We start from the raw sequence: 18,856 nt of genomic DNA on the forward strand, positions 1-18,856 counted from the left end.
ATGTGCGCGAGGTGCCTCGCCGGGACGCGGTGGGTTCACGGCATCTGCCCCCGTACGACGTGTTCACCTTGCGTGTTATATTGCACTAGTGCATACTGTGCTTTGTGCTAGAAGAGTATCGGATCGAGGGCAGGCGCGCAGCCGAGATTGCGGCCAGTGTCGAGCGTGCGGTGGGTTCGGGGGAGCTGGAGCCGGGGCAACTGCTGCCGCCGATGCGGGAGTTGGCGACCCGGCTTGAGGTGAATCCCAACACCGTCGCGGCCGCCTACCGCACACTGCGCGAACGCGGAGTCATCGAGACTGCGGGCCGTCGCGGCAGCCGTGTGCGCTCCAAGCCGGTGACGACCGCCCGTGAGCTGTCCCGGCTGGACGTCCCGCCCGGCGTACGGAATCTGTCGGACGGCAATCCGGACCCGGCTCTGCTGCCTTCTCTCCGCGAGGCGTTCGCGGCGGCCGCGGAGCTCGCGGACCGCGTACCGACGCTCTACGGAGAGGCCTCCGTGGAGCCGGAACTGGCCCGGCTCGCCCGCGCCGACCTGGACGCGGACGGAGTGCCTGACGGGCCGGTCGTGGTCGCCTCGGGGTCGCTCGACGGCATCGAGCGGGTTCTGGCCGCGCATCTGAGGCCGGGGGACGCGGTCGCGGTGGAGGATCCCGGCTGGCACAGCGTGCTCGACCTCGTCCCGGCCCTCGGGCTGCGGGCCGTGCCCGTCCGTGTCGACACCGAGGGGCCGCTGCCCGACGGTGTACGAGCCGCTCTGGAGGGCGGCGCACGGGCGCTGATCGTCACCGACCGCGCGCAGAACCCGACCGGCGCCGCGGTGAGCGCCACGCGCGCGCGTGCCCTGCGTGCCGTGCTGGAGCAGTACCCGGAGACGCTGCTCGTCGAGGACGACCACGGGCACCGGATCGTCGACCTGCCCCTGCATCCGCTGGCCGGAGTGACCCGGCACTGGGCCTTCACCCGCTCGGTCGCCAAGGCCTACGGGCCCGACCTGCGGCTGGCCGTGCTGACCGGCGACCCGGTCACCATGGACCGGGTGCAGGGGCGCCAGCGGCTGGGGCCGGGCTGGGTCAGCCGGTTGCTGCAGCGGGCCGTGGTGCGGCTGTGGTCGAGCGGCGCCGTGGACACCGCGGCCGTGGCGTCGGCGTACCGGCTCCGTCGTGACGCGCTGATCGGCGAGCTCGCGGAGCGGGGGGTGGGGGCGCAGGGGCGCAGCGGCATGAACGTGTGGGTGCCCGTCCCGGACGAGACCGGGGCCGTCGCGCGGCTGCTGCACTCCGGCTGGGCCGTGGCGGCGGGGGCGCGCTTTCGCACGAACGCGCCGCCCGGGCTGCGGATCACCGTCTCGACGCTCGCCCTGGACGAGGTGGGGGTGGTGGCGGATGCGGTCGCTGTGGCGGTGGGGTCGGCGCCGGCTCGGCGTTATGTTTGAGCCGGTGCCGGTGCCGGTGCCGGTGCCGGTTCGCGGGCGGTGTCCGGGGTTCGCCCCCGCCGCCCCTGCCTTCCCGTCACTGCATGGGGGCTTCGCCCCCTCGCCCCCGTATCGCGCTGCGCGCTCGTCCTCAAACGCCGGACGGGCTGAAAAGTCGCGGACGGGCTGAAGAGTCGCGGGCGGGTTGGAGAGCCGTGGCCGGGTTGGAGAGTCGCGGCCGGGCTGGAGAGTCGCGGCTGGGTTGGAGAGCTGCGGCCGGGCCGCAGGTTTCCGCCCGTCCGGCGCTGTCTTAGCCCGTCCGGCGTTTGAGGACCGGGGGTTCGGGGGCCGGCCCCCGAACCGGTTACGGCTTCGGTCTGGACTGGGTGAGTGCCGCGCCCGCCAGTACGACGGCGGCACCCACCGGCGTCGACCAGGTCAGTGATTCGCCGAGGATCGCGACGCCCGCCGCGGTGGCGATGACCGGGATGAAGTACGTGACCATCTGGGCCGTGGTCGGGCCGACCTCGGAGACCAGTCCGTACTGGACGAGGACGGCGAAGCCCGTGCCGAGGGCGCCAAGGGCGATCACCGCGAGCAGCGGTACGAGCGCGAAGCGGGTCGGCGCGGCGGTGAACAGTGGCGTGACGACGGCCAGTTGAGCCGTCGCGAGGAGCAACTGGGCGCCGGTCAGCGACAGGTTGGAGTGGCTGGAGCCGGCCAGCGTGCGGCGGACGTAGATCCAGCCGATCGGGTAACTGAGCGAGGCCAGCAGCGCCATCGTGGTGCCCGCGGCATCCAGGCCGTGGAAGCCCTGCCAGACGCCGAGCACCGTCAGGACGCCGAGGAATCCGATGCCGAGGCCCGCCACGCGACGGCGTGTCGGCCGGTCCTCGGAGAGGGCGACCATCGACAGCGCCATGCCCCACAGGGGCGAGGTCGCGTTGCAGATGCCCGCCAGGGTGGACGGGATCGTCAGCTCGGAGTACGCGAACAGTGAGAACGGCAGGGCGTTGAGGAGGAGGGCCGCTACCGCCAGATGTCCCCAGGTGCGGGCGGAGCGCGGCAGGCGCTCGCGCTTCCAGGCCATCGCCGCGGCGAGCACCAGCGTGCCGAACAGGAGTCGGCCGAACGTCACCTGGAACGGGGCGTAGCCGTCCGTGCCCACCTTGATGAGAAGGAAGCTGAAACCCCAGACGAGAGAGAGGGCGCCGAAGCGCAGGCGCCAGTCGAGAGCGGGGCGGGGCCGAGGTGCGGCACCTCGGGGCATGGCCGCCTCCCGACCGGGGCCGGGCGGGGTCGAAAGGGCGTCGGGTGCGGCGGGGAGAGGTGTGCGGGGCTCGGTCGGGGCGCTCATGCCTCTCACGATGACGGAAACGATCTCGTAGAACAAGCGAGACTTTTCTTCCGGTATCGCGTAGCATCGCTTATATGTTGAACCTGGAGCGGCTGCGCACTCTCGACGCCCTTGCCCGCCACGGCTCGGTCGGCGGTGCGGCCGACGGGCTGCATGTGACGACCTCGGCGGTCTCCCAGCAGATGTCCAAGCTGGAGCGTGAGGTGGGACAGCAGCTGCTCGCCAAGAACGGGCGAGGGGTGCGCCTCACCGACGCCGGACGGCTGCTCGCCGACCATGCCGCCCGGATCCTGTCCCAGGTCGAGCTCGCCCAGTCCGATCTGGAGGCACAGCGCGGGCAGGTGGTGGGGGAGTTGCGGCTGTCCGCGTTCCCCACGGCGGCGCGCGGGCTGTTCCCCGCGGCCCTGGCCGCGCTGCGGGCCGAGCATCCCGGACTGCGTGTCCGCTCACGCGAGCTGGAGCCGGAGGACGGGGTGGCGGGGGTGCTGCGAGGTGACATCGATCTGGCGGTCGTCCTCGACTGGTACAACAAGCCGTTGCCCATGCCCGAAGGGCTGGTCAAGGTCTCGCTCCTCGACGACCCCGCCGATGTGGCGCTGCCCGCGGATCACCGCCACGCCGGTCGCTCGGAGGTGGACCTGGAGGACTTCGCCGACGACGAGTGGATCGCCTGGGAGGAGGGCGAGTTCTGTCATGAGTGGCTGCTCTTCACCTTGCGGGGCAAGGGGATCGAGCCGGTGATCGCCCACCGCGCGGAGGAGCACCACACCCAGCTCGCGCTGGTCGCGGCGGGGCTCGGTGTGTGTGTCGCGCCCAGACTCGGGCGCGGTCCGGTGCCGGCGGGTGTGCGGACGGTCCCGGTGCGGCACCGGGTCACCAGGCACGTGTACGCCGTGTGGCGGGCGGACGCCGACCGCCGCCCGTCGATCAGAGCGGTGGCGGACGCGCTGCGGACGGCGGGATCGACGCGCGGGTGACACGGCCCGTCACCCTGCACTGCACTGCACTGTCCTGTCCTGTCCTGTCCTGCACTGCCCGTCGGCCCGAATGCCACCCTCTCCGTCACATCACGGCGTCACAGTGCGACGTCACAAAGCGGCGAGTTTGCGGAAGTCCCACGAGGCCGTCGCCTCGGGCGTCAGCCGCATCCAGGCGTGTCTGCCGTCGTGCGGCAACTCGTCCAGGCCGAAGTTCTTGCGGGCGAACAACCGCTCCACGGCGTCGAGTTCGGGGCAGGGCTCGCCCATGCGCGGCACCTCGCCGACGAACTCGACCGAGCCCGACACCTCGACGCCCCGCAACTGGTCGTACTCCTCACCGGTGTCGACGACCACGGCCACCCGCGGATCGCCGCGCAGGTCGGCCCATCGCTTGCTGCGCGTGATCGAGTACAGCCAGAGCGACTTGCCGTCCCAGGCGAACCAGAGCGTGCTGACATGCGGGGCGCCGTCAGCGGAGACGGTCGCGACGCGGCATGTGCGCTGGGTGGTCAGGAACTCGTCCAGCTCCTCGGGCGTCATCATGATTCTTCGTCCCCGACGCTGAGTGACGGCCATACAGCTCCCTCTTCTCCGACTGCCATGACTGTGCCGGTTGCTTGTCTGATGCCGCATCTGATGCCGCATCTGATGTTGCGTCAGGAAAGCATGGGTCGTCTTCCGTCCGTACGCAATGGTGGCTACGCTCGCCCGCCACCGCCGGTCGATCCGACTCGAACCGACCCGGTTCGGGCGGACCGTGAAGACCGTTCGTGACAGGGGAAGCCATGCCGTCGTACGAAGCGCTCAGCGAACTTCTCGATCCCGCGACCACGGTGCTGCTGACCGTCGAGTGCCAGCAGGGTGTCGTCGGCCCGGACAGCGCGCTGCCGGAGCTCGCACGTGAGGCCCGCGCGTCGGGCGTGCTGGACCGGGTCGCACGTCTGGTGGCCGCGGCCCACGGCAGCGGCGTACAGGTGATGCACGCGATCGCCGAGCGCCGCCCGGACGGCCGCGGCGCGAACCACAACGCCCGGCTGTTCCGCGCGGCCGAACGTCTGCCGGTGCAGCAACTGGCCGGCAGTACGGCGGTCCGGGTCGCGCCGCCCGTGGAGGTCGCCGCGGAGGACCTCGTCGTACGCCGCCTGCACGGTCTGTCGCCCCTCGCGGGCACCGACGTCGACGCGCTGCTGCGCAACCTTGGCTGCCGCACGCTCGTCGTGACCGGCGTCTCCGCCAATGTCGCCGTACCCAACACGGTGTTCGACGCCGTGAACCGCGGCTACACCGCCGTGGTCCCGGGGGACGCCATCGCGGGTGTGCCCTCGGACTACACCCCCGCGATGATCCGCCACACGCTCGCCCTGGTGGCCACCATCACCACCACTGACGACGTGTTGACCTGCTTCGAACGGCCCCGCCCGGTCAGGCGAGCGTGATCGAGTCCCCGCTCACCTTGATGTTGGCGGCGGTCAGTCCGCTGGTCGCGGGACCCTTCTTGACGGCGCCGTCCGTGACGCTGAACTGGCTGCCGTGGGCGGGGCAGGTGATGACGCCGTTGTCCACGCTGTTCACGCGCTGCTGCTGGTGCGGGCACACCGTGGAGAAGGCCTTGAACTCGCCGGCCGTCGGCTGGGTGACGACCACGGACTGGTCGGCGAAGACCTTTCCGCCGCCCTCCGGGATGTCGGTGGTCTTGGCGAGTGCCGCGCCGCCGGCGGATTCGGTCGACGCGCCGGAGGAGGAGTTGGAGGAGGAGTCGGACGACTTGTCGTCGGAGCCTCCGCAGGCGGTCAGCGCGGCGGCCAGCCCGGCCCCGCCCAACGCCGCCAGGACGGTGCGACGACAGAGTGCCGGAGCAGGCTGAAGTGATTCGCTGGACATAGTGGCGGTCCCTTCCACAGATGTGCAGGTGTGCAGATGTACAAGTGTGCACATGCGCAGTTGGCGTTTGCGTGGATGTGCGTCGATCCGACAAGGGGTACGGGCACGTCACCCGCATGGTTCAGCGGTCCGGAGATCGAGCGACTTCTTGATGAAATCGAGATCCATTCGGAGCAGGGTGTCTATCACGCCTTCCTGTGCCACCAGATGAGTCGTGCCTGCCAAGGGGAGCACGGTGTGCGGCCGGCCCGCCGCCAGCAGGGCCGCCGAGAACCGCAACATGTGTGCCGGGACCACATTGTCGTCGGCCATCCCATGGACGAGCATCAGAGGGCGTGTGAGTTTGTGGGCGTGCGCCACCAGTGAGCACCGGTCGTAATGGTCCGGCTGTACGTCCGGATGCCCCAGGTACCGCTCCTTCCAGTGCGTGTCGTACAGCCGCAGATCGGTCGGCGCCGCGCCCGCGACGGCCGCGTGGAACACATCGGGCCGGTGCAGTACGGCACCCGCGGCGAGATATCCGCCGAAGGACCAGCCGCGGATGGCGACCCGGCCCGTGTCCAGTTCCGGGAAGAGCTCCGCCGCCGCGCGGACGGCGTCGGCCTGGTCGTCGATGACCGGCATCAGCTGGTCGCCGTGGATGGCCGTCTCCCAGGCCCGGTCGCGCCCCGGAGTGCCGCGCCCGTCGACCGACAGCACCGCGAAACCCTGATCGGCGAACCACTGGTTGACGGCTTGGTGCCAGCTGGTCGCCTTCACGACCGTCTGCCAGCCCGGCCCGGAGTACGAGTGCACGATCACCGGGAGACGTCCGGGGCCCGACTCGGACGACGCCGGCTCGGACGACGCCGGCTCGTAAGAACCCGGCTCGTACGACGTCGGCAGGTACAGCGCCGCGCGTAGTTCGCGTTCGCCGAGCGTCAGGAAGCGGGGGCGCGGCCGGGTCACGGGCCGCTCGGCCAGCACCTCGATCCGCCCGGCCGGGACGCCGTCCCGCAGCACGGTGACCGTCTGCCCGTCGAGTGTCGAACTGTCCAGCACGACGGTTCCGCCCCCGACGGCGGCGTGGTGCACGCCCGGCTCCTCGGTCAGCCGGGCGAAACCGTTCTCCGGGTCGTACGACCAGACGTGCGCCTCGGTCGGCTCCTCGGCGGCCATGAAGTACAGCCGGTCGCCCGCCGTGCCAAGCAGTTCGTGGACGTACATGCCCTCCGGTGTGCGCACCCCGGTGCCGGTCATCAGCAGTCCGCGGATGCCCTCCTGAGTGGTGAGGACGAGACCGGTGGCAGGGGTGGAGGCAGGCGTTCCGGGTACGAACTCCAACCAGTGCGCCTCCCTCAGGTGGTGCAGGGCCGTGGTCGCGCCGGTCGCCGGGGCGATGCGCAGTACGTACGCCGAACGCTGGTCCCGGGTCTGTACGACGGCGAGGGGTCCGGCCTCGCTCCAGTCCGCCTGCGCGACGTACTCGAAGGCAGGGTCGGTCCACTCACCGCCCGGATGCGACACGGCCTCCTTGGGAAGGTCGACGTCGACGCGACCGCCGTCGAGGTCCACGACGTGCAGGGACAGCCGCGCGTTGGCGGTGCCCGCAGCCGGGTACCGGATCGCGCGCGGGGGACGCCCGGGGTGCGCCGGATCGCCGATGTACCACTGCTGGACCGGCGAGTTGTCGACCCGCACCACCAGCAGCGCGTCCCCGTCCGGCGACCACCAGAAGGACCGCGCACGCTCCAGCGACTCGGCGGACACATGGTCGGAGAGCCCGTAGGTGACCTCGGGGCCGTCCGGCTCGGCCAGTGCGCGATCACCGGTGCCGTCGGCGCGTACGACACGCAGGGTGCCCCCGCTCACGTACGCGATGTGCGTGCCGTCGGGACTGGGGAGCGGGGTGACGACCGGGCCCGCCGTGGGGATCCGGCGGGTGACGCCCTCGTCGGTGCGTACGGCCCACAGGACGCCCGAGAGGGCGAACGCGATCAGGCGGACGGCCGCGTCGGTGGCGTACGAGACGATTCCCGCGCTGGTCTCGCGGGCCCGTTCGCGGCGGATCCGCTCGGCCTCAGGGACCTCATCGCCGTCGCCGAGGGCGAGCGGGTCCGCGAGCAACCGTTCCTCGCCGTTCTCGTACAGCCAGAGCAGGCTCGTCGTGGAGCGGCCGTTCGCGGTGCGCAGGAAGAGCACGCGGTCACCGTCGGGCGAGACGGTGAATCCGCGCGGCACACCTAGGGAGAAACGCTTCGTACGGGCGAACTGCAGGGGCAAGTCTTCGGTGGCCACGGGCACAGATGTTCCCTTCAGCAGGATTAATGGCTGGATGGCTGAATGGCTGGATGAGTGGATTGAAGGGTGAGTGGATTGATGGGTGAATGGATGCATGCGGCTGGGCGCCGGCTCGGCCCCGGCCTGCCTGCTGCGTCCCTCAGCCTCACCGGGAGAGATCCCGGCCGCCTGCGTGTGAGGTCCGTACGGCCGGTACGGCCGCGTCATCGCGCCGCCGCGGCGAGGACGGTGTGCGGCACCTTCTCGGGAGCCGAACCCGCCGCTTTGAGGCGTCGTTCACGCCGACGATCTTCCAGCCGTGCGTCCTCTCGAAGTCCTCGTACTCGCGAACGCAGCCGGACTGGAGGTCCAGGAAGGTCTGACCGGGGTTCCCGCCGGAAGCAGGCTAGTGCGGTCGACCTGTACCGTCCCGTCTTTTTCGGACCTGCCGTCCACCCTGGCCACAGCCATCGGGGAGCCTCCGGAGGACGTCCGCCGCAGCCCCTATAACCTGGGAAAATGCTGACAGAAGTCACAGCGACCCGCTACATCACGCCCCTGCGTGAGGGTGGCTCGCTGCCGGGGCTCGTCGAGGCGGACGATCTCGGTACGTACGTCATGAAGTTCACCGGCGCCGGACAGGGACGCAAGACCCTCGTCGCGGAGGTCGTCTGCGGCGAACTCGCCCGGCGCCTGGGCCTGCGCGTACCTGGACTGGTCACGATCGGGCTCGATCCGGTCATTGGACTAGGTGAACCCGACCAGCAGGTGCAGGAGTTGCTCAAGTCGAGCGGCGGGCTGAACCTCGGGATGGATTTCCTCTCCCGGGCGATCGGATTCGACTCCCTCGCGCACGAGGTGAGCCCGGAGGAAGCCGGGAAGGTCGTCTGGTTCGACGCACTGGTCAACAACGTCGATCGCTCGTGGCGCAACCCCAACATGCTGTTCCGGGACGGCGACCTGTGGCTCATCGACCACGGCGCCACCATGATCTGGCACCACAACTGGCCGGGCGCACAGGCCTCGGCAGCCAAGCCGTACGACGCGACCGACCACGCGCTGGCCCCCTTCGGTCCCGATGTCCTCGCCGCCGCCGCGGAGTTGGGGCCGCGTGTCACGGAGGAACTGCTCGCCGACGTGATAGCCGCGATCCCCGAGGAGTGGCTGAAGGACGAGCCGGGGTTCGACTCGGCCGACGCGCTCCGGCAGGCGTACGCGCGGCCGCTCCTCGCCCGCGCCGCCACGATCCACGAGCGCGTCCGCCTCCAGGGCGACACCAGTGACATCGGCATCCGGAAGGGCACGAAGTGAGCGAGCGCGACGGCCGGGACGGCCGTTCTGTTGATGTTGATGTCGATGTCGCCGCCGCCACCGCCGGCGTCGACCGTGTGGTCTACGAGTATGCGGTGCTGCGCGTCGTGCCGCGCGTCGAGCGAGGGGAGTACTTCAACGCGGGCGTGCTCGTGTACTGCCGCGCGCACTCCTTCGTGGCCGCCCGCATCCATCTCGACGAGACCAAGCTGCTCGCGCTCGACCCGGCGGCGGACGCGCCGGGTGTACGGGCCGCGCTGCGGGCCGTCGAGGGGGTCTGCGCCGGGGGCGCGGCGGCCGGGCAGGCCGCCGGCGACGACGCCGGACGGCGGTTCCGCTGGCTGATCGCGCCCCGCTCCACGGTCGTGCAGCCGGGGCCCGTCCACACCGGTCTCACCGCCGATCCCGAGGCCGAGACGGCACGCCTGCTCGACCTGCTGGTCAAGTAATGGATCACCTTTCGGTCAGGTAATGGATCACATGGGCGCGGCTTGCCGTTGACACTGGGTGCCAAGGCTTCTAGCGTCTCGTCTGCTGAAGGTACTAAGCGGTCGCTCACCAGTGGGGCGTACCGTGAGAGCCGCAGGTCCGGTCTTTCAAGGGCTTCCCCAAGGGCGAGGAGAACCAGCAAATGTCCACCACTGAGCAGCGTGTCGCCGTAGTCACCGGTGCCGCGCGTGGCATCGGCGCCGCGACCGCCGTACGACTGGCCGCCGAGGGTCGTGCCGTCGCGGTGATCGACCTCGACGAGGCCGCGTGCAAGGACACCGTGGAGAAGATCACCGCCGCCGGCGGCAAGGCGATCGCGGTGGGCGCCGACGTCTCCGACGAGGCGCAGGTCGAAGCCGCCGTGGCGCGGGTCGCCCAGGAGCTCGGGGCGCCGACGATCCTGGTGAACAACGCGGGCGTGCTCCGCGACAACCTGCTGTTCAAGATGAGCGTGTCCGACTGGGACACGGTCCTGAACGTGCACCTGCGCGGCTCCTTCCTGATGACGCGGGCCGTCCAGAAGTACATGGTGGAGGCCAAGTTCGGCCGGGTCGTCAACCTCTCCTCGTCCTCGGCGCTCGGCAACCGCGGCCAGGTCAACTACTCCGCCGCCAAGGCCGGTCTGCAGGGCTTCACCAAGACCCTCGCGTTCGAGCTCGGCAAGTTCGGTGTCACCGCGAACGCCGTGGCGCCCGGCTTCATCGTCACGGACATGACCGCCGCGACCGCCGAGCGCGTCGGGATGGGCTTCGAGGAGTTCCAGGCCGCCGCCGCCACCCAGATCCCGGTCCAGCGCGTGGGCAACCCGGACGACATCGCCAACGCGATCGCCTTCTTCACGGGCGACGACGCCGGATTCGTCTCCGGCCAGGTGCTGTACGTGGCCGGCGGACCGCTCAACTAGGACTGGGGACAGGGACATGACCACTGTGGAACTCTCGGGCAAGGTCGCCCTCGTCACCGGCGCCAGCCGCGGCATCGGCTACGGCGTCGCGCAGGCGCTGCTGGCCCGTGGCGACCGGGTGTGCATCACCGGCCGCAACGAGGACGCGCTCAAGGAGGCCGTCGAGCAGCTCGGCGCCGACCGCGTCATCGGTGTCGCGGGCAAGGCCCACGACGAGGCCCACCAGGCCGTGGCCGTCGAGCGCACCATGGAGGCGTTCGGCCGGGTCGACTTCCTGGTCAACAACGCCGGTACGAACCCGGTCTTCGGGCCGATCGCCGACCTCGACCTCAACGTGGCGCGAAAGGTGTTCGAGACCAACGTCGTCTCCGCGCTCGGCTTCGCCCAGCAGACATGGAAGGCGTGGCAGAGCGCGAACGGCGGCGCGATCGTCAACATCGCCTCACTCGCGGGCGTCTCGGCCTCGCCGTTCATCGGCGCGTACGGCATGAGCAAGGCCGCGATGATCAACCTGTCCCTCCAGCTGGCACACGAGTTCGCCCCGCTGGTGCGGGTCAACTCGATCGCGCCCGCCGTGGTCAAGACCAAGTTCGCGCAGGCCCTGTACGAGGGTCGCGAGGAGGAGGCCGCCGCGGCCTACCCGCTCGGCAGGCTCGGGGTGCCCTCCGACATCGGGGGCGCCGCGGCCTTCCTCACCTCGGAGCAGTCGGACTGGATCACCGGGCAGACGCTCGTGGTCGACGGCGGGATCTTCCTCAACGCGGGCGTGTCCTGACCGGTGCCGTCAATAAACTCGGCGTTTTAAACCCTGCGTCGTACACGGGTTCTCCACACGGAAAATTCGTGCGGAAAGCGGATTTGTTCCGCACAGATTCCAAACAAGAGCTGCAGAGCCGAAAAAAATCGAACAAATGATGTTCGTGCACGTCAAGTGCCCCGCCGTCAGAGCCGTTTGACGGGCGGGGCACTGCGATATGGTCCTGCCCACCTTGGCGGGGCTCATCGAGGAGCGTGCGCGTGTTGAAGCGGAACCGGTCTCTGCGGCACTTGTCGCTGATCGCGTCCATCACTTCCATATCCCTGGTCACAGGGTGCGGAGTGTTCTCCTCGGACACGTCCGAGGGCGAGGGCCCGATCATCGTGGGCACGACCAGCGCACCCAGCACCCTCGACCCCGCCGCGTCCTGGGACGGGTCGTGGGAGCTGTTCCGCAACATCTACCAGACCCTCCTCAGCTACCCGGCCGGAGCGTCCGCGCCCGAGCCGGACGCCGCCGAGAGCTGCCGCTTCACCGATGACACGAACCGCACGTACAGCTGCAAACTGCGTGAGGGGATGTCCTTCTCCGACGGGCACGATCTCGACGCCGAGGCCGTGAAGCACTCCATCGACCGCATCCGGAAGATCGCCGTGGACGGCGGCCCCGCGGGCCTGCTCGGCAGCCTGGCGCGGGTCGAGACGAAGGGTGCCCGCGAGGTCGTCTTCCGCCTCAACAAGCCGGACGCCACCTTCCCCTTCGTGCTCGCCACACCGGCCATGTCGATCGTCGACCCCGAGGAGTACCCGGCCGACGCCCTCCGGGAGGACACCAAGGTCACCGGGTCGGGACCGTACGGCCTGAGGTCGTACGAGGAGGGGCAGGAGGCCCGGCTCGTCCGCAACGACAACTACCAGGGCTCCGCCGACCGCAAGAACGGCGCCGTCACCATCCGGTACTTCCAGGACTCGGCCGAGATGGTCGGCGCGCTGAAGGACAGCAAGATCGACGTCACCCTCCGCGGCCTCGCCGCCGACGACGTCGTCGCCCTTGAGGACCGGCGCGGCAAGGACGAGATCCAGCTGGTGGAGGGCGCGGGCACGGAGATCCGCTACCTGGTGTTCAACCCGAAGGACCCGTGGGCCAGGAAGGCGGCGGTCCGCAAGGCCGTCGCGCAGGTCGTCGACCGGCCGGCCATCGCCCACGGCATCTACAAGGACACCGTCGAGCCGCTGTACTCCATGGTGCCGAGCGGACTGGCCGGCCACACCACCGGCTTCTTCGACGACTACGGCGGCCCCAGCACCTCCAAGGCCCGGCAGATCCTTCTGGAGGCGGGCATCTCCGAACGCGTACCGCTCACCCTCTGGTACACGACGGACCGGTACGGCTCCACGACCAAGCCCGAGTTCGAGGAGCTGAGGCGGCAGCTCAACGAGACCGGCCTGTTCAGCGTCACCGTCAAGGGCCGCCCCTGGAAGACCTACGAGGCCGGCTACCGCAAGGGCGAGTACCCCGTGTTCGGCCGTGGCTGGTTCCCCGACTTCCCCGACGCCGAGAACTTCATCGCCCCGTTCGTGGGCGAACAGAACGCGCTCGGTACGCCCTACAAGTCCCCCGAGATCACGGACGTGCTGCTGCCGGAGTCGCGCCGCCGGAGCGACCGGGGTGACGTCGTCGAGCAGTTCGAGAAGGCCCAGGACATCCTCGTGGACGACGCGCGGCTGCTGCCCCTGTGGCAGGGCAAGCAGTACATCGCCGCCAGTGAGGAGATCTCCGGCGTCGAGCGTTCCATCGACCCGTCGACGATCATGATGGTGTGGGAGCTGTACCGCAAGACCAGCTGGTAGCGGGGGCAGAGCCGGTGGGTGGCGGCGGAGTCGGCCGCGAGCCCGGCCGATTGTCAGTGGGCGGCGGTAGGTTCTGAGGACCGGAAACAACCGCACCCGTAAGGAAGTTCACGTGACCGACACCGCCATGCTGCCCGAGTCCTGGCGCGGCGTCCTGGGCGAAGAGCTGCAGAAGCCCTACTTCAAGGAGCTCACCGAGTTCGTCGAGGAGGAGCGCGAGAAGGGCCCCGTCCACCCGCCGCGCGACGAGGTCTTCGCCGCACTCGACGCGACTCCTTACGACCGTGTGAAGGTGCTCGTCCTCGGACAGGACCCGTACCACGGCGAGGGCCAGGGCCACGGCCTGTGCTTCTCGGTCCGGCCCGGTGTGAGGACACCGCCCTCCTTGCGCAACATCTACAAGGAGATGAAGGAGGAGCTCGGCCACCCGGTGCCGGACAACGGCTATCTGATGCCGTGGGCCGAGCAGGGCGTCCTGCTGCTCAACGCGGTGCTGACGGTCCGCTCCGGAGAGGCCAACTCGCACAAGGGCAAGGGCTGGGAGAAGTTCACGGACGCGGTGATCCGGGCCGTGGCTGACCGTCCCGACCCGGCGGTGTTCGTCCTGTGGGGCAACTACGCGCAGAAGAAGCTCCCGCTGATCGACGAGGAGCGGCACATCGTCGTCAAGGGCGCGCATCCCTCGCCGCTGTCGGCGAAGAAGTTCTTCGGCTCGCGCCCCTTCACCCAGATCGACGAGGCGGTCGCCAAGCAGGGCCACGAGCCGATCGACTGGCGGATCCCGAACCTCGGCTGACGGGACGGGACGGGACGGGACGGGACAGGGCAGGGCAGGGCAGGGCAGTCCTGCTTGGGTCGGGTTGGGCCGAGTCGCGCCGGCGCGGCCCGGCGCGGTCAAGCCCGGACCGGTCCGATCCGGTCCCGCCCGGTCCGTCCGCCCGTCACCGGGCTGGCCCAGCGGCGTACGGGGCCGCCTCAGCTCGATTGTCAGCGCCTGCCGTTAGCGTCGGGGGAGAGGTGGCAACGGCAGGTGCGGGCGCGCCTGCCGGCGGACGAGCGGGTGGAGGGCGACGCGGTGGCGGAGCAGCACGAGCAGGCGGCGGCGGACGCGATGATGACCAGGATCGGGCAGGTCATCATGCTTCTCCACGGCGGCGACCGTGAGGAGGCCCAAAGCCGCTTCCTGGAGTTGTGGGCGGAGATCGGCGAGGAGGGCGACGCGCTCCACCGCTGCACACTCGCGCACTACATGGCCGACACGCAGGACGACCCCTCGGACGAACTCGCCTGGGACCTACGGGCCTTGTCTGCGGCGGACGAGCTCACGGACGACCGGGTCGCGGAGCACCACCGGTCCCTCGCGGTACGGGCGTTCTACCCGTCGCTGCATCTGAACCTCGCCGCGGACTATGTGAAGCTCGGCCGCTCCGAGGCCGCCCGGGGCCACCTGGGGGCGGCGCGGGCCGGCGTGGGCGTCCTCGGCGACGACGCCTACGGAGACGGGATCCGGGCCGGCATCGGCCGCCTGGAGTCGAGGCTGGACCGGGAGGGCCCGGACGGCACACCCGAACCCACGCCGAGGTGGCCGGGGCAGGGGAGAGGGTCGGGAGGACTGGGAGGCCCGGGAGGCTCGGGAGGCGAGACTCTGGGGCCGCCGCGCCGAGAGCTCTAGGACACGACACATCCAGAGACCTGCAGAGACCTGCAGAGACCTGCAGAGACCTCCAGCCACCCGCAGCCACCCGCAGACACCTCCGGAGACGTCAACGGCCGTACATGTCCTGGCAGATGGCCGCCTGAGGGCTGTCCGCCCGCCAGCCGCCGTACGTCCGGCCCAGGGCGCACACGTCCATGCCCGTCGAGGGCACGGACGTGTGCGGTCGCGGCACGGCTCGGTGTTCGGGGCGCCGGGGCTCCGGGCGCCGGGGTGGTTCGGCGGGAGCGTGTCGAGGGCGGTCCGCCGGGGCGGCGGCGGGGCCCGCGGGACCCGCAGGGGGCGTACGGGCCGGTGTGGACGCGGGTGCCGAAGGGCGTCGGGACGGGCCGATGAGCTCCAGGGCCTCGCGGGCCGGGGCCTGTACGACCCGTTGTTCGGCCCTGCCGTCCGGGCGCGGCTCCGACACCGGGGGTGGGGCGGACGGCGGGGCGGGCGTAGGCGTTCGCTGGACGGTCACACAGCCCGAGACGGCTGAGACCGCCGAGACGGCCATGGTGACCAGGAGCGTTGCGGTGGTCGCGGTTCGATGCACTCGCGCAACTCTGCTGGGTCCGCCGTGATGTGGGGAGCCGAAAAGCGGAGCGTGCCCCGCATGGGTGAAGGCTCGGCGGTCGATGCCGCCGCGGTCGCTCCTCAGTCGCCGGTCGCTCCGTCGACGCGCTCGCGGATCAGGTCGGCGTGGCCGTTGTGGCGCGCGTACTCCTCGATCATGTGGGTGTAGATCCACCGCAGGTTGAAGGGCTTGTCGGTGAACCTGCTCCGGCCCTCGGCAAGGTCGTCCAGGCCGAGACGCGCCGCGTTGCGGCGGGCGACCGCGATCTCGCCCTGCCAGGTGGCGTACGCCTCCTTCCAGGTGTCCGCCTCGGTGAGGTGGAACTCGCCGTCCGGGTCCTCGTCGCTGTAGTAGAGGGGCCCGGGGTCGTCGTCCACGAGGACCTTGCGGAACCAGTTGCGCTCCACGTCCGCCATGTGCCGGACGAGACCGAGAAGGGACAGCTCGGAGGGCGGTACCGCGGCCGTCCTGAGCTGGGAGTCGTCCAGGCCCTCGCACTTGAGGGCGAGGGTCTGCCGGTGGTAGTCCAGCCAGCCCTCCAGCATGGCTCGCTCGTCGGCGTCCGTTGCGGGTTCCCTGCGTTCGATCGTCATGACCGCATCATCGCGGAAGACCGATGCCGCGGCCCACCCGTTATCGCGCCCACGCCCCGCCCCGTCGCAACGGGGCCGCACCCGCGCGCACAGGCCCTGTACGGGGACCGGAGTCGCCGACGGGTCGGGGAGCGCCGGCCCTCCCCGGACTCCCCGCTGTACGCCGTGATGCTCGCCGGGCTGCCCCTCGTGCAAACGTCCTGACCATGGGGCCGCCGCCGTCGCCGTATGCTTCCGACGACGTGGGCGTGAGCGTGCCCCGGACCCGTGTTTTCCCGGAGGAGATCCTTGTGAAGGTCGGCTGCATCGGACTCGGCGACATCGCGCTGAAAGCGTATCTGCCGGTGCTCGCCACCCGCCCCGGACTCGAACTGCATCTGCACACGCGGACGCCCGCGACCCTCACCAGGGTCGCCGACAGCCTGCACGTGCCGGCCGGGCGGCGGCACACGGACCTCGCCGAACTGCTCGCGCAGGGCCTCGACGCGGCGTTCGTGCACGCGCCCACGCACGCTCACCCCGAGATCGTGAACCGGTTGCTCGAAGCGGGCGTCCCCACGTACGTCGACAAGCCGATCGCGTACGAACTCGCCGACTCCGAGCGGCTGGTACGGCTCGCGGAGGAGCGGAACACCAGCCTGGCCGTCGGTTTCAATCGGCGTCACGCACCCGCGTACGCGCAGTGCGTCGAGCACCCCCGCGAGCTGATCCTCATGCAGAAGAACCGCGTCGGCCTGCCGGAAAAGCCCCGCACGATGATCCTCGACGACTTCATCCACGTCGTGGACACCCTGCGGTTCCTGGTGCCGGGACCGGTCGACGACGTCACCGTGCGGGCCCGCGTCGAGGACGGGCTGCTGCACCACGTCGTACTCCAGCTGGCCGGGGACGGGTTCACGGCACTCGGCGTGATGAACCGGCTGAGCGGTTCCGCCGAGGAAATCCTGGAGGTGTCCGGGCAGGACACCAAGCGTCAGGTGGTCAACCTCTCCGAGATCGTCGACCACAAGGGGCAGCCGACGGTCCGGCGGCGCGGCGACTGGGTGCCGGTGGCCCGCCAGCGCGGCATCGAGCAGGCCGTACTCGCCTTCCTCGACGCCGTGCGCGCGGGCAAGGTGCTCAGCGCCCGGGACGCTCTGGAGACTCACGAACTGTGCGAGCGTGTGGTGCGTGCGGTGACGGAGTACTCGCCCCAAGGCGCCTGAACCGCCTGAACTGCTCGAACCGCCTGACCCGCAGCGCCCGTACGCCCTCGGTGGTGCCCAGCGCGGCCAGTACCAGCAGGGCCAGATACACCGGCCACTCGCCGAAACGCGCGTACGGGGTGACGCCGTGCGCCAACGGTACGTCGTACACGGCGGATCCACTCGCGTCGGTGCCGAGCCAGGAACCGACGCGCTCGCCGCCCGGGCCGTGGACCGCCGAGACGCCGGTGAGCGTCGCGTGGACCATCGGCCGGCCCGTCTCGGCGGCCCGCAGCGCCGCGAGCGAGGCGTGCTGCTCGGGGGCCCAGCTGCTCTGGAACGACGAGGTCGACGACTGTGCGAGCAGCACGTCGGCGCCATCGCGCGCGAGATGCCGGCTGATGTCGGGGAACGCCGACTCGAAGCAGACCATCGGACCCACCTTCAGTCCGTCGCCGACGCTCATCACGACCTGCTCGGTGCCGCGCATACGGTCCTCGCCCGCCGCCTTGCCCACGGAAGTGGCCCAGCCGAGGAGCGAGCGCGCCGGGACGTACTCGCCGAAGGGCACCAGCCGCATCTTGTCGTAGCGGTCACCGGTCGGGCCCTGCGGACCCACGAGCACGGAACTCTTGTAGATGCCCGGCCGGTCCGAGCGGTGCGCGTCGACGTTGACCATGACGTCGGCGTCGACCTCGCGGGAGAGCGCGGCGAGCCGGTTCGCGAGGTCGGGACGGTCGGCGAGGTCGAAACCGACACTGCTCTCGCCCCACACGACCAGGTCGACGCCCTGCCCGGCCAGCTTCCGGGTGAGCGCCTCCTCGCGCGCGAATCGCTTCTCGGGGGCGCTCGCGCCGTCGATCACGCCGGGTTGCACGACGGCGATCCGGGCCCGCTCGCCGTCCTCCTCCGGCCGGGGCGACCAGACCCAGACCGCCGAGGTGGCCGCGGCCGTCGCGACGAGCCCGGCGACCGCCGGGACACGGGAGGAGCGCACGGCGACGAGGACGGCGACCGCCACGTTCACGGCGACGAGCAGGAAGCTCAGCAGCCACACCCCGCCGACCGAGGCGAGCCGCAGCGCGGGGGCCACCTCCCACTGGCTCGACCCGAGCAGCCCCCAGGGACCGCCCAACCCCTCCCAGGAGCGTACGAGTTCGACCATCAGCCAGCCGGAGGGCAGCACGAACAGCGCGGCCGGCACGCGGCCGGGCGAGGGCGTACCGGCCAGGAAGCGGTGCACCAGCCAGCCCCACGGGGCCCACAGCGCCCCCAGCAGGGCCGCTATCACGAGGGTGAAGACATGCAGGCTCGGCAGCAGCCAGTGGTGGACGGCCAGCATGAAGCCCAGCCCGCCGAGCCAGCCGTCGTACGCCGCGCGCCGCCCTGTCGGAGCCGAGCGCACCAGCAGGATCCACGGCACCAGCGCCACGTACGCGAACCACCACAGGGACGGCGCGGGGAAGCTCAGCATCGGCAGCGCACCGGCGAGCACGGCCGTCGCACCGCGCCACCACGGAGAGCCGAGGCGCGAGCCCGGACGCGAGCCGATGCGCGAGCCGAGACCTCGGTGCCAGTCCGTGGCGGACAGGTCCATCCAGCGCCT

General features: G+C 70.7%; 18 protein-coding genes. 11 read left to right on the forward strand and 7 right to left on the reverse strand.

What is annotated here, in order from left to right; all coding sequences use genetic code 11:
• Positions 1–104 precede the first annotated feature (104 nt).
• Positions 105–1,436 carry an aminotransferase class I/II-fold pyridoxal phosphate-dependent enzyme gene (locus ACIOKD_RS22005; protein WP_402086495.1) on the forward strand — a complete coding sequence of 444 codons (1,332 nt, stop codon included), beginning with the start codon at positions 105–107 and terminating at the stop codon, positions 1,434–1,436.
• A gap of 343 nt (positions 1,437–1,779) precedes the next feature.
• Here the strand turns inward: ACIOKD_RS22005 and ACIOKD_RS22010 are convergent, their stop codons facing one another.
• On the reverse strand, positions 1,780–2,772 hold the full coding sequence (locus ACIOKD_RS22010; RefSeq protein WP_402086497.1) for a DMT family transporter: 993 nt from the start codon (positions 2,770–2,772) through the stop codon (positions 1,780–1,782).
• Between the two features lie 74 nt (positions 2,773–2,846).
• Between ACIOKD_RS22010 and ACIOKD_RS22015 the strand changes: the two genes are divergently transcribed.
• Positions 2,847–3,749: a LysR family transcriptional regulator gene (locus ACIOKD_RS22015; protein ID WP_402086500.1), complete on the forward strand. Its 903-nt coding sequence runs from the start codon at positions 2,847–2,849 to the stop codon at positions 3,747–3,749.
• Between the two features lie 111 nt (positions 3,750–3,860).
• Here ACIOKD_RS22015 and ACIOKD_RS22020 read toward each other — a convergent pair whose 3' ends face one another.
• Positions 3,861–4,328, reverse strand: a complete 468-nt coding sequence (locus ACIOKD_RS22020; protein ID WP_402086502.1) for a pyridoxamine 5'-phosphate oxidase family protein — start codon at positions 4,326–4,328, stop codon at positions 3,861–3,863.
• A gap of 209 nt (positions 4,329–4,537) precedes the next feature.
• On the opposite strand from ACIOKD_RS22020, the gene ACIOKD_RS22025 reads away from it, so the two are divergent.
• The gene (locus ACIOKD_RS22025; RefSeq protein ID WP_402086504.1) at positions 4,538–5,188 is read left to right on the forward strand and encodes a cysteine hydrolase; all 651 of its coding nucleotides are present in this window, start codon (positions 4,538–4,540) and stop codon (positions 5,186–5,188) included.
• Here ACIOKD_RS22025 and ACIOKD_RS22030 read toward each other — a convergent pair.
• On the reverse strand, positions 5,175–5,633 hold the full coding sequence (locus ACIOKD_RS22030; RefSeq protein ID WP_402086506.1) for a Rieske (2Fe-2S) protein: 459 nt from the start codon (positions 5,631–5,633) through the stop codon (positions 5,175–5,177). The two genes, ACIOKD_RS22025 and ACIOKD_RS22030, sit on opposite strands and share 14 nt — an antisense overlap.
• Positions 5,634–5,741: 108 nt before the next feature.
• Positions 5,742–7,910, reverse strand: a complete 2,169-nt coding sequence (locus tag ACIOKD_RS22035) for a prolyl oligopeptidase family serine peptidase (RefSeq protein ID WP_402086508.1) — start codon at positions 7,908–7,910, stop codon at positions 5,742–5,744.
• A 501-nt stretch (positions 7,911–8,411) separates the two neighbouring features.
• Between ACIOKD_RS22035 and ACIOKD_RS22040 the strand changes: the two genes are divergently transcribed.
• The 7 genes from ACIOKD_RS22040 (at position 8,412) to ACIOKD_RS22070 (ending at position 14,875) form a co-directional block, all read left to right on the forward strand.
• A complete protein-coding gene (locus ACIOKD_RS22040; protein WP_402086511.1) occupies positions 8,412–9,203 on the forward strand; it encodes a HipA family kinase in 792 nt (263 codons plus the stop codon).
• A 77-nt stretch (positions 9,204–9,280) separates the two neighbouring features.
• A complete protein-coding gene (locus ACIOKD_RS22045) occupies positions 9,281–9,652 on the forward strand; it encodes a DUF3037 domain-containing protein (RefSeq protein WP_402087006.1) in 372 nt (123 codons plus the stop codon).
• Positions 9,653–9,834: 182 nt separating this feature from the next.
• Positions 9,835–10,596, forward strand: coding sequence for a 3-oxoacyl-ACP reductase FabG (fabG, locus tag ACIOKD_RS22050; RefSeq protein ID WP_189779686.1), 762 nt, complete (start codon positions 9,835–9,837; stop codon positions 10,594–10,596).
• 16 nt (positions 10,597–10,612) lie between these two features.
• Positions 10,613–11,371 carry an SDR family oxidoreductase gene (locus ACIOKD_RS22055; protein ID WP_385837527.1) on the forward strand — a complete coding sequence of 253 codons (759 nt, stop codon included), beginning with the start codon at positions 10,613–10,615 and terminating at the stop codon, positions 11,369–11,371.
• 242 nt (positions 11,372–11,613) lie between these two features.
• Positions 11,614–13,203, forward strand: coding sequence for an ABC transporter substrate-binding protein (locus ACIOKD_RS22060; protein WP_402086515.1), 1,590 nt, complete (start codon positions 11,614–11,616; stop codon positions 13,201–13,203).
• 112 nt (positions 13,204–13,315) lie between these two features.
• Positions 13,316–13,999, forward strand: a complete 684-nt coding sequence (gene ung / locus ACIOKD_RS22065) for a uracil-DNA glycosylase (RefSeq protein ID WP_402086518.1) — start codon at positions 13,316–13,318, stop codon at positions 13,997–13,999.
• Between the two features lie 279 nt (positions 14,000–14,278).
• Positions 14,279–14,875 carry a hypothetical protein gene (locus tag ACIOKD_RS22070; RefSeq protein WP_402087009.1) on the forward strand — a complete coding sequence of 199 codons (597 nt, stop codon included), beginning with the start codon at positions 14,279–14,281 and terminating at the stop codon, positions 14,873–14,875.
• Positions 14,876–14,966: 91 nt separating this feature from the next.
• Here the strand turns inward: ACIOKD_RS22070 and ACIOKD_RS22075 are convergent, their stop codons facing one another.
• Both ACIOKD_RS22075 and ACIOKD_RS22080 read right to left on the reverse strand, forming a co-directional pair.
• Positions 14,967–15,452: a hypothetical protein gene (locus ACIOKD_RS22075; RefSeq protein ID WP_402086520.1), complete on the reverse strand. Its 486-nt coding sequence runs from the start codon at positions 15,450–15,452 to the stop codon at positions 14,967–14,969.
• 101 nt (positions 15,453–15,553) lie between these two features.
• On the reverse strand, positions 15,554–16,066 hold the full coding sequence (locus tag ACIOKD_RS22080; protein WP_402086522.1) for a DinB family protein: 513 nt from the start codon (positions 16,064–16,066) through the stop codon (positions 15,554–15,556).
• A gap of 290 nt (positions 16,067–16,356) precedes the next feature.
• Between ACIOKD_RS22080 and ACIOKD_RS22085 the strand changes: the two genes are divergently transcribed.
• The gene (locus tag ACIOKD_RS22085; RefSeq protein ID WP_402087011.1) at positions 16,357–17,271 is read left to right on the forward strand and encodes a Gfo/Idh/MocA family protein; all 915 of its coding nucleotides are present in this window, start codon (positions 16,357–16,359) and stop codon (positions 17,269–17,271) included.
• Here ACIOKD_RS22085 and lnt read toward each other — a convergent pair.
• Positions 17,186–18,847: an apolipoprotein N-acyltransferase gene (lnt, locus tag ACIOKD_RS22090; RefSeq protein ID WP_402086525.1), complete on the reverse strand. Its 1,662-nt coding sequence runs from the start codon at positions 18,845–18,847 to the stop codon at positions 17,186–17,188. The genes ACIOKD_RS22085 and lnt overlap by 86 nt on opposite strands.
• Positions 18,848–18,856: the final 9 nt, after the last annotated feature.

It is taken from the genome of Streptomyces sp. NPDC087844 (assembly GCF_044742785.1).
Lineage (GTDB): Bacteria > Actinomycetota > Actinomycetes > Streptomycetales > Streptomycetaceae > Streptomyces.

What these genes read in the sequence shown, in the direction of transcription:
- ACIOKD_RS22020 (WP_402086502.1), bottom strand. Translation starts at nt 4,328, where the DNA reads ATGGCCGTCACTCAGCGTCGGGGACGAAGAATCATGATGACGCCCGAG.
- lnt (WP_402086525.1), bottom strand. Translation starts at nt 18,847, where the DNA reads ATGGACCTGTCCGCCACGGACTGGCACCGAGGTCTCGGCTCGCGCATC.
- ACIOKD_RS22030 (WP_402086506.1), bottom strand. Translation starts at nt 5,633, where the DNA reads ATGTCCAGCGAATCACTTCAGCCTGCTCCGGCACTCTGTCGTCGCACC.
- ACIOKD_RS22025 (WP_402086504.1), top strand. Translation starts at nt 4,538, where the DNA reads ATGCCGTCGTACGAAGCGCTCAGCGAACTTCTCGATCCCGCGACCACG.
- ACIOKD_RS22010 (WP_402086497.1), bottom strand. Translation starts at nt 2,772, where the DNA reads ATGAGCGCCCCGACCGAGCCCCGCACACCTCTCCCCGCCGCACCCGAC.
- ACIOKD_RS22015 (WP_402086500.1), top strand. Translation starts at nt 2,847, where the DNA reads ATGTTGAACCTGGAGCGGCTGCGCACTCTCGACGCCCTTGCCCGCCAC.
- ACIOKD_RS22040 (WP_402086511.1), top strand. Translation starts at nt 8,412, where the DNA reads ATGCTGACAGAAGTCACAGCGACCCGCTACATCACGCCCCTGCGTGAG.
- fabG (WP_189779686.1), top strand. Translation starts at nt 9,835, where the DNA reads ATGTCCACCACTGAGCAGCGTGTCGCCGTAGTCACCGGTGCCGCGCGT.
- ACIOKD_RS22080 (WP_402086522.1), bottom strand. Translation starts at nt 16,066, where the DNA reads ATGACGATCGAACGCAGGGAACCCGCAACGGACGCCGACGAGCGAGCC.
- ACIOKD_RS22055 (WP_385837527.1), top strand. Translation starts at nt 10,613, where the DNA reads ATGACCACTGTGGAACTCTCGGGCAAGGTCGCCCTCGTCACCGGCGCC.